A 9,756-nucleotide genomic window follows, 5' to 3' on the forward strand; every position below is an offset into this window, starting at 1 on the left:
ATAAATCTAAATGAGGTCATTTATGCCACCAAAATACTATGGCGCCAATGCAACACTATCAACAATAAACACAACTTCATTTAGCCAACCATCAACAACTGCGACTCAAAATGAAGCAAATAAGACTATGAAAGAAGACAAAAGAAATTCAACAGACCCACAACCTTATCCACCTGTAGAATCTAAGGCTCAACCCAAGTCAATTAACAACAACGCCAACAGTAGCTGTACCCCTACTTCAAAGCTATCGATAATTGCTATAGCATTAACCGTTTGCTTAAGTGGTTTTGGTTTTTATTATGGTCATCAGCAAATTAAGCAGCAAAAAAAGGTCATTTCGACATTGCAAACTGAATTGGCAAATTTAAAACAAACAACAAAACAAAGCATCACCAATGATTTACAAGATAGTATTAACGATGCAATCAATAAGCAAAACCAACAATTTAACTCGTTAGAACAGCGTGTTAAGCGTGAGCTTGACGATCAGCAAGAAAAGCAACAGCAATTAAGCAATCAATTTAATGATTCATTAAAACTTACCGAACAAAACTTGCAAAAAATTAATGAACGCTTAGCTGCTATGTCCACCACCGATCACAATGTTTGGTTAATTTCACAAGCAAATTATTTAGTACATTTAGCAGGTCGTAAAATATGGAATGACCAAGATTACACATCAGCACGATTACTACTAAAAAGTGCAGATCAAAGCCTTGTACAAGCTGAAGATCCAAGCTTACTACCTGCAAGGCAAGCTATTGGTAAAGATATCAATTCGCTCGCTCAAGTAAGCTTTATTGATACCGATGGTATTATTATTAACTTAATTGGTCTGTCAGAATCAATTACCGAATTACCTTTAGTTGGTAATTATAAAGATATTGACCTTGGTATGACGCTATATAGCGAAGATACTACCAATGCAAACAGCTATAATGATAAATCTCAAAATGTTGATACCACCAGCAATACTGTACAGGCGAATTCTAATAATGTAGTTGATAACAATAATAATGAGTTATCATCATCAATTAGTGAGTGGTCCAGCAATTTGTTAAGCAGTGCTAAGACCTTTATGGATAAATTCATTACTATTGAAAAATTTGACGATAAAGATAACAATTTTAAAGCATGCTTAGAGCAAGCTGGCAAAGATGAAAAACAAATCACAAAATGCCAAATTTTAAAAGCACCACTGAGTTTAGAACAATCACTCTACCTGCGTGAAAACATTCGTTTCCGCCTATTGATTGCAGCACAAGCAGTACCAAGGCATCAAGAACTTATTTACCAACGAGCACTTAGCGATGCCGCTATTTGGGTTAATGCCTATTTTGATGGTAATGCGCCAAGCGTGAAAGCATTCATTAATGAACTTGAAAGTTTACAAAATCAATCTATCAGTAATCAAAATGCCCCAGAAGACCTAGCTAGCATCGGCGAGCTTGAAAAACTGATGCAAACCCGTGTTCGTTCAATGTTAGCAAAATAGGAGAATAATGATGATAAAAATACTAATTATTTTCTTAGTGCTAGTTGGTGGATTGTTTCTTGGACCATTATTACAAGGGCAGCAAGGCTCAGCGGTATTTGAATTTGCTAATTATCGTATTAGCATGTCGTTTAATTCATTTATGATATTTGAATTAATTGGGTTGCTTTTCCTTTACCTAATTTATTGTTTTTTTAGTAAAATATTTAGTTCTAAAACGGCATTAGGCAATTGGCTAAGCTTACATTCACCCAAAAAATCAATAAAACGCATTGAACAAGCACAAACCTTATTGCTTGAGGGCGATTATAAGCAAGCTGCTAAACTTTTTGTAAAAAGCGCTAAAGGGGCAAAAAATATCACTTTATCGTATTTACTTGCAGCCCAAGCTCAAATCAATAATAATGAATTAATTGAGGCAAATCAATCTCTTGAGCAAGCTGCTAAAAGTTGCCAATCAAAAGATTTATTTACCTTTCAATTGGTACAGATTCGCTTACAAATAAAAAACCACGAATACACTGCTGCAAGAATGACATTGAATCAACTATTAAACGAAAAACCACGCAATGGTGAAGTGCTTAGACTAGCTGATCAACTTTATTACGAAATGGGCGATTATCAAGCAATCATAGACCTATTGCCAGCAATGTATAAAGCTAAAGCGTATAGCGAATTGCGATTAGATCAGCTTAAACAAACAGCCTATATTGGCCGAATTAAACAACTTTCAGCTAGCGATGATCCTCAAGCACTAGTAAAATGGTGGCACTCACAACCCCGAGCCATCTTAAATAATATTACTTATCAAAAAGCGGTAGCCGATAGTTTTAATCAATTAGGCCAAACCAATGAGGCAGAAAAGTTATTAAAGTCGATAAATAAGCTAGAACCAAAAGAAAGAACATAAAAGCGCACAAATAAAAAACAGGGCAAATGCCCTGTTTTTTATTTGTGCTTAAAATAGCCTTTATACATCGTAATTAGAAATTAATTATCGAATAACGTAAAATCAAACAATAAAGTAACGAATTAACGCCATAAAGCATATACCAGCAACCACAATACACATTAAATTTTTGGTTACAAAAGCGATAATGACAGTTGGAATTGTTGCTAAGCAATACTCTATATTAAAAGTAGGAAACTGTCCTTGTTTTGCTAAAAATAAATTTTGCACAAACAGTGCAGTTAAAATACATAAAGGTACATACGACAAAAACTGAATTACACTATTAGGTAGCTGCAATTTCCGAACCAATAAAAATGGAATAATTCTCGGCAACCAAGTCACTAACCCACAACCGAAAATAATTAATAAGCTATACATTGTCATACATCACGCTCCATTACCATCCCCATAAAACAACCGATAAGCGTACTGATTAAAATAGCCATTTCAGGAGATACAAAGCGCATTAACAAAATAAGCGTAATCGCAACCGTTAGCATTGCTAAAATTCGATTTTTAAAATGCTTACTTTTATCACCAATTAATTGCAAATATAACAAACCAATAAACATGGCTACTAGAGCATAATCTAAACCGAACAGAGCAGGATCGGGTAACCATTCACCAATTAAAGCACCCAATAAGCAAGATAAAATCCAAGTAGTATAAGCGGTTAAGTTAAGTCCATGCATCCAAGCTGCGTTAATAGGCTCTTTATTAGCAATAGCATTCATAGCAACAGCAAAACTTTCGTCAGTCAATAAGCTACCAATACCAATATTATTAAATAGCGAAAACTTGCGAAAAATGGGGGCTGTTGCCATGCTCATTAAGAAATGACGTGAATTAATTAAAAAAGTAGTAAAAATAATGGACGAAATGGGTGTCGCTACCATCATTAATCCAGCAATAATAAATTGTGCTGCACCAGCATAAACGATGATAGCCAGCAACGTAACTTCAAATACTGACAAGTTTGCTGATTTGCCCACAACTCCAGCCGCAATACCAATACCGATGTAACCCAATAATGTTGGAATACAGGCATAAACTCCATCTTTAAATGTTAATGACATAACAACCACCTAAAAATAAACATTGTATTATCGTAAATTATCAATAAGCGCAAAGTATCAGCAGTTTGCTTGAATATAAAAATAAATGCAATGAGTTATTCATTGATTTGCGATATTTTCGATTTTGCAAAAACACACCTATTTAAATTTTTTCAAGGTTAGGTCTGACATAAATCGTATCGCCATAACAATACTTATCTTCAACGACTTTAGGTTTGATATAATAAATAATCCTACCACCATTTTTCCCTGATTAGGCATACCATAAAGAGTTTGTACATAAAGAGCGCTCGTTGACACGGTCAATTTATACGGAGCTAAGCAAATAGCTAATGTTAGCATAATCAAATCAATGCAATGATTAATTTGTAACAAAACTTGGTTAACTACCGTGTGTTAAACGATGTTTGTAAAATAATTTTACCTAAATCGCAAAAAGTAATGATAAGTAATAAAAATTGCACGATCCAATATCAAAAATAGATATAGAACTCTATCTATTTTTTTATTTTGCTATAATATTTACAAAAGCATCTTTGACAATTAAAAAGCATTTATTTATTAAAAGTGATAAACCAATCTATGTATACAGGAACTCTATTTATTGTTTCAGCGCCAAGTGGTGCTGGTAAATCAAGTTTAATTCAAGCTTACCTTTCCCAAAGTAATTTGCACCCAGCCAAAGTATCAATTTCGCATACAACACGCACACCTCGCCCCGGTGAAGCACATGGCGAGCATTATTATTTTGTGGATCATGAGCACTTTGAATCATTAATTGCCAAGCAGGCATTTGTTGAATATGCTAACGTTTTTGACCATTATTATGGCACATCTAAAGCCGAAATCGAGCAAAGCCTATCGCAAGGGACTAATGTTTTTTTAGATATTGATTGGCAAGGTGCTAGGCAAGTACGCAAAAAAATGCCTGATGCAAAAAGTATATTTATATTACCACCCTCACTAAAAGAGCTTGAAAATCGGCTAGTAAAGCGTGGGCAAGATGACAATAATATCATTGCCAAACGAATGAAAAAAGCACAGGCTGAAATTTCGCATTATAACGAGTATGACTATGTCATTATCAATGACGATTTTAATATATCGTTAAATGCCTTAAGCGCAATAATTACCACAGCTAGTTTAGAGCAATCAAAACAAACTGTTATCAATAAACAATTATTAGCAGATTTATTGGCAAACCATTCAAATTAAAACATATATGATATCGCCTAAATATCAGTGCGATATCATTGATAGAATAAATTAATGACCTAATCCTCTATCGGCCTGATCGTTTTGAATTAACTCTAACTTATAGCCATCAGGATCTTCAACAAAAGCAATAATAGTTGTGCCCCCTTTTACAGGTCCGGCTTCACGAATAACTTTACCGCCTGCTTGTTTCACGTCATGGCACATTTTAGCTACATCATCAACACCAATTGCAATATGACCAAATGCCGAACCATGTTCATATTGATCCGTACCCCAGTTATAAGTTAACTCAATAACTGAACTGGTAGTTTCATCACCATAGCCAACAAAAGCTAATGAATATTGGTATTCAGTATTTTCACTAGTTCTTAACACACGCATTCCCATTATACGAGTATAAAAATCAATGGAACGTTGTAGATCGCCAACGCGGATCATGGTATGTAATATACGCATTACTTTATTACTCCTTATCACATTAAAATTTGTGGTGAGTTTATACGTTAGCGCTTAGACAGGCAAATATTTGTTGCAGATTAGGAATGCATGATAAAAAATAACTACAAAAAACGAGTAAAATTAACATTTTGCTCACCATAAAGATGAGCAAAATTCAATCAAAAATGACATACAATTTATTAAAAATTAAAAACTCTTATTTTATTGAATTTTTAAAACTACGAGGTGAAGCGCTAATTTGTTTACCGTTAGTCACTAAACGAACAGGTTGGCCAACAAAGAAATCGTTAGGAGAACCTTTTTGAACAATAACAATATTTGATCCCTTATTCTGTTTAATTTCTAATTCAACCCCTTCAGCTTGGTTGGCTTTATTTTGAATTGCATCGCCCAAAATTGCACCACCAATAGCACCTGTAGCAGCTGCTAATACTCGACCAGTGCCATCACCAATGGTATTGCCTAAAACACCACCTAGAACAGCACCACCTAAAGTACCCGCTACGTTTTCACTCTTACCATTTGACGCATTAGCTTGAATTTTAACTGGTCGTACAGAAACAACTGTACCATAACTCACTTGTTGAACTTGTTTTGCTTGATCAGCCGTATATACATCGCCAGAATGGAGATCACTATTGCTACATCCAGATATAAGTGCAGCTAAAATAGTTAATGTGACGATTTTTTTCATAATTAATTCCTCATGTAATGTTCGTATAAACTCGTTATACATTGTTTAGGATAATATTGTTTTTGAAAAACAACAATAGCATTTTCATTATTTTATCAATAGCCAATACAATTTATGCCTAAGTTAGGTTATACTCAGCGCAATATTTTATTAAGCATATAATGAATATATGAAACGGTTATTTTTTCAAGTAATATTATCAGTTATGATAACTGCCTGTCATGATGTAAATCAAGCGCCACAAAAAACAGATAGCGCTGCTTTTGAGCAACCATCAGGTGGTTGTTTAGATAATAAAACAGCAAATGATTCACACCTTGGCAAAGTTCCTGCTTTAGGATGTTCCGTAAAATAATTTAATAGGCATATGTAACATAATGAAAACTATCGAAATCGACGAAGAATTATACCAATTTATTGCAGGCCAAACTAAACACATTGGTGAAGACGCATCAAGTATATTACGACGTTTGTTAAATATAAACCAATCTGGATTGGCAAAACAACGAACTAGCGTAAAAAAAGAAAATCATTATCCTCTTTTTAATGATTTATTAACTAGCAGCACTTTTACAAACGAAAAATCCATTATTAGTCGTTTTATATTATTACTTAGTGCCTTATATAACTATAATCCAGCACTTTTTGCTATTGCCGCCACTTCATTGCATGGTAGCAAACGACAATATCTTGCAAAAGACAAGTTATCACTCGAAACATCGGGTAAAAATACCAAACCTCGCGAAATTACTGGCACACCTTATTGGGTTATTAGTAATACCAATACTGCCAGAAAAATGTATATTATTGAATCGATAATGAGTGACATGGGCATATCTGAAACAATGATAAACCAAGTTACCAACGCTTTTTTACCTAACAGGTTAAATAAAAACATATATAGCGTTAAAAACACGATATAAACTCAATCAATTCATGTTTTTAGCCATTATAAAATATTAGTTTATGAAAGAGGAGTAAAAAATGGCCAAGCAAAGCCGCGCAGGAATGCTAGCACAAGCATCGGATCTTATTAATGTTGAAGCCTTAAAAAATAACTATTACCAAATCCAACCTGATACGGATAATGCTAGCCAATTAGTCATTTTTGGTACGTCTGGTCATCGTGGCAGTTCCAACAAAGGTACATTTAATGAAGCTCATATATTAGCCGTTGCTCAAGCCATTGCCGAATACCGCAAAGCCAATAACATTACTGGTCCATGCTTTATTGGTCAAGACACCCATGCACTTTCAGAACTTGCATTAAAATCAGTTATTGAAGTTTTTGTTGCTAATGAACAAACTGTGGTTATGGCTCGTGATTGGGGCTATACACCAACGCCAGTGATTTCACATGCTATTTTAACCTATAACCAAGGCAAACATTCCCAGCTTGCCGATGGCATCGTAATTACGCCATCACATAACCCACCTGAAGATGGCGGAATAAAATATAATCCAACTAATGGTGGTCCTGCAGATACTGATATTACAAAGCAAATAGAAAACCGTGCTAATGAATTACTAAAAAACAAACTAAATGGTGTAAAACGCATCAGCGTAGACAAAGCAATACATTCAAATTATATCCATACGAAAGAATACGAAACCGATTATATTAACGATCTTGAAAACATTCTTGATCTATCTCTCATCAAATCATCATCACTAAAAATTGGTGTTGATCCATTGGGTGGTGCTGGTATTACTTATTGGCCTAGAATTGCCGAAAAATATGGTATTAACTTAAATATTGTTAACAACAACATCGATCCAACATTTAGTTTTATGCACCTAGATCATGATGAAGTGATCAGAATGGACTGCTCAAGCCGTTGGGCAATGGCTGGATTATTAAAATTAAAAGACCAATTTGATTTAGCCTTTGGCAACGACACTGATTTTGATCGGCATGGTATAGTGACCCCTACAGGGCTAATGAACCCAAATGCCTATCTTTCTACTTGTGTAAATTACTTGTTCCAAAATCGCCCTCAATGGCATAAAGATATCGCCATTGGTAAAACGCTAGTCACAAGCTCAATGATTGATCGAGTAGCCAATAGCTTAAACAAAAAATACTTAGAATACCCAGTTGGCTTTAAATGGTACGCTGATGGGCTTTACCAAGGTAAACTAGGCTTTGCTGGCGAAGAAAGTGCTGGCGCCTCATTTTTAAGAACCAACGGTAAAGTTTGGACGACCGACAAAGATGGGATTATTTTATGCTTATTAGCGGCCGAAATGACAGCTAAATTGGGTAAAAATCCACAAGAACAATATCAAAAGTTGGAAGAAAAATTTGGTGTTTCTTATTATGGGCGAATTCAAGCGCCAGCCTCGTTTAATGAAAAACAAAAACTAGCGAAACTTGATGCAAGTCAATTAACTACCGACAACCTAGCTGGCGAAAAAATTACTCAATGCCTAACGACTGCACCTGCTAATAATGCACCAATTGGTGGGCTTAAAGTGATTACAGAAAACGGTTGGTTTGCCGCTCGCCCTTCAGGAACCGAAGATGCTTACAAAATTTATGCTGAAAGTTTTATAAGCAACGAACATTTAAGTACGCTTCAACAAGAAGCGCAAGAAATTGTGGCAAAAGCAATTAAATAGTTAGCCGAATTTGCAATGAAAAGCAACTGTTAAAGTTGCTTTTTATTTTTAAAGTACAATTTGAATTCCAACTTAACATTTTGATTTTCTGATAAAAACGATTTTATTAGTTTTTTGTTTCTATCAACACCTAATTTTTCCCAATCGCTTTATACCATTTGATATGGCGTAGCATTTTGTATACATACCGATCAAAAAAGCTAGTTTCACTAATATTTCATTTCATCTGAATAAATGCATCAGCACTTATTACTGATGCAAATCCCGTCAATGCCGACATAAAACCACTATGCACCATTTGAGCAGAAAGGATTTGATCATTAAATTCAAGATCTCGCGTTGTGCAAGCATTATGAATTAAAATAGGCTGATAACCTAGTTCGCAAGCATAGCGCGTAGTTGAATCAACACACATGTGGATCATCATGCCGCAAAGAACTAATTGTTCTATGCTTTCTTGCTGTAATTTTTGTTGTAAATTGGTTTGGTAAAAGCTATTGGGAAAATTTTTTTCTATAATATATTCACGTAAATCCTTAATAGGTAATAGGCTAGAGTGAATTTCAGCGCCATTACTTCCTTTAACAAAAAAGTTAGCATTAGGATCAGATTTTGTATGTTGAATATAATAGATGGGTAACTGTTTTAATCTAAAATATTGCTGTAATTTTAGAACATTTTTTAATGTAGATTCGGTATTAACTAAGGCAAATTTACCTTCTGGAAAATAGTCATTTTGGACATCAATAATCACTAATGCCTGTTTCATCTTTTTTCTCCTTTGTTATCTTTCTATTTATAATTATGTAATAATTGAGTAACGCATAACATAGTAGACTGAAAGCCTTTGCTATTATTCGCTTTCAAAATGAAAAATGGATAAAAAAGATCGAGCTATTTTAGATGAATTGAAAAAGAACAGCCGTCAATCATGGAAAGAGATTGGCGAAAAAGTATTTTTAACAGGGCAAGCTGTTGGGCAGCGAGTTCAAGAACTGCACGCTAATCACATTATCGAAAAGTTTACTATCAAAGAAAAAACCAGCAATCTACAATTTATCACCATTTATATGGATTCCAACCAATTCAGAGCATTTGAAAATAGGGTTAAATCATTTAACGAAATTATCGAGTTTTATAAAATTACAGGCGATGGGTGTTATATGATAAAAAGTTGCTTTATTGATGAAAGATTAACGCTATTTTTAGAAGAAATTGAGCAATATTGTCGATACAAAAT

Annotated in this window: 12 protein-coding genes; 7 read left to right on the top strand and 5 right to left on the bottom strand. The window is 34.3% G+C overall.

Annotated elements, in window-relative coordinates:
• The first annotated feature begins 22 nt into the window (after window positions 1–22).
• A complete protein-coding gene (locus A9G30_RS09760) occupies window positions 23–1,495 on the top strand; it encodes a uroporphyrinogen-III C-methyltransferase (protein WP_065588827.1) in 1,473 nt (490 codons plus the stop codon).
• Window positions 1,496–1,505: 10 nt separating this feature from the next.
• Window positions 1,506–2,405, top strand: coding sequence for a heme biosynthesis HemY N-terminal domain-containing protein (locus A9G30_RS09765; protein WP_065567485.1), 900 nt, complete (start codon window positions 1,506–1,508; stop codon window positions 2,403–2,405).
• A 102-nt stretch (window positions 2,406–2,507) separates the two neighbouring features.
• Here A9G30_RS09765 and A9G30_RS09770 read toward each other — a convergent pair whose 3' ends face one another.
• Together A9G30_RS09770 and A9G30_RS09775 are read right to left on the bottom strand one after the other, a co-directional pair.
• Window positions 2,508–2,831 carry an AzlD domain-containing protein gene (locus A9G30_RS09770; protein ID WP_065588828.1) on the bottom strand — a complete coding sequence of 108 codons (324 nt, stop codon included), beginning with the start codon at window positions 2,829–2,831 and terminating at the stop codon, window positions 2,508–2,510.
• Window positions 2,828–3,523 (bottom strand): AzlC family ABC transporter permease, encoded by a 696-nt coding sequence (locus A9G30_RS09775; RefSeq protein WP_065588829.1) that lies wholly within the window; start codon window positions 3,521–3,523, stop codon window positions 2,828–2,830. Before A9G30_RS09775 ends, A9G30_RS09770 begins: the two co-directional genes overlap by 4 nt.
• A 582-nt stretch (window positions 3,524–4,105) precedes the next feature.
• Here A9G30_RS09775 and gmk point away from each other — a divergent pair.
• Complete coding sequence (gene gmk, locus A9G30_RS09780) at window positions 4,106–4,738, top strand: guanylate kinase (protein ID WP_065582569.1); 633 nt, start codon at window positions 4,106–4,108, stop codon at window positions 4,736–4,738.
• 51 nt (window positions 4,739–4,789) lie between these two features.
• Here the strand turns inward: gmk and gloA are convergent, their stop codons facing one another.
• Both gloA and A9G30_RS09790 read right to left on the bottom strand, forming a co-directional pair.
• The gene (gloA, locus tag A9G30_RS09785) at window positions 4,790–5,197 is read right to left on the bottom strand and encodes a lactoylglutathione lyase (RefSeq protein WP_065588830.1); all 408 of its coding nucleotides are present in this window, start codon (window positions 5,195–5,197) and stop codon (window positions 4,790–4,792) included.
• Window positions 5,198–5,396: 199 nt separating this feature from the next.
• Window positions 5,397–5,897 (bottom strand): glycine zipper 2TM domain-containing protein, encoded by a 501-nt coding sequence (locus tag A9G30_RS09790; protein ID WP_065566277.1) that lies wholly within the window; start codon window positions 5,895–5,897, stop codon window positions 5,397–5,399.
• Window positions 5,898–6,063: 166 nt separating this feature from the next.
• Here A9G30_RS09790 and A9G30_RS09795 point away from each other — a divergent pair, with 166 nt between their 5' ends.
• The 3 genes from A9G30_RS09795 (at window position 6,064) to pgm (ending at window position 8,516) form a co-directional block, all read left to right on the top strand.
• Window positions 6,064–6,249 (top strand): hypothetical protein, encoded by a 186-nt coding sequence (locus A9G30_RS09795; RefSeq protein ID WP_065582571.1) that lies wholly within the window; start codon window positions 6,064–6,066, stop codon window positions 6,247–6,249.
• Window positions 6,250–6,271: 22 nt separating this feature from the next.
• Window positions 6,272–6,817: a hypothetical protein gene (locus A9G30_RS09800; RefSeq protein ID WP_065588831.1), complete on the top strand. Its 546-nt coding sequence runs from the start codon at window positions 6,272–6,274 to the stop codon at window positions 6,815–6,817.
• Window positions 6,818–6,878: 61 nt separating this feature from the next.
• Complete coding sequence (gene pgm, locus A9G30_RS09805) at window positions 6,879–8,516, top strand: phosphoglucomutase (alpha-D-glucose-1,6-bisphosphate-dependent) (protein ID WP_065566269.1); 1,638 nt, start codon at window positions 6,879–6,881, stop codon at window positions 8,514–8,516.
• 217 nt (window positions 8,517–8,733) lie between these two features.
• Here pgm and A9G30_RS09810 read toward each other — a convergent pair whose 3' ends face one another.
• A complete protein-coding gene (locus A9G30_RS09810; RefSeq protein WP_065588832.1) occupies window positions 8,734–9,285 on the bottom strand; it encodes a cysteine hydrolase family protein in 552 nt (183 codons plus the stop codon).
• A 106-nt stretch (window positions 9,286–9,391) separates the two neighbouring features.
• Between A9G30_RS09810 and A9G30_RS09815 the strand changes: the two genes are divergently transcribed.
• Window positions 9,392–9,756 (top strand): Lrp/AsnC family transcriptional regulator (locus tag A9G30_RS09815; RefSeq protein ID WP_065588833.1); only part of this gene is annotated, 365 nt, incomplete at its 3' end.

It is taken from the genome of Gilliamella sp. Fer4-1 (genome assembly GCF_001690515.1).
Taxonomy (GTDB): Bacteria; Pseudomonadota; Gammaproteobacteria; order Enterobacterales; family Orbaceae; genus Gilliamella; species Gilliamella apicola_C.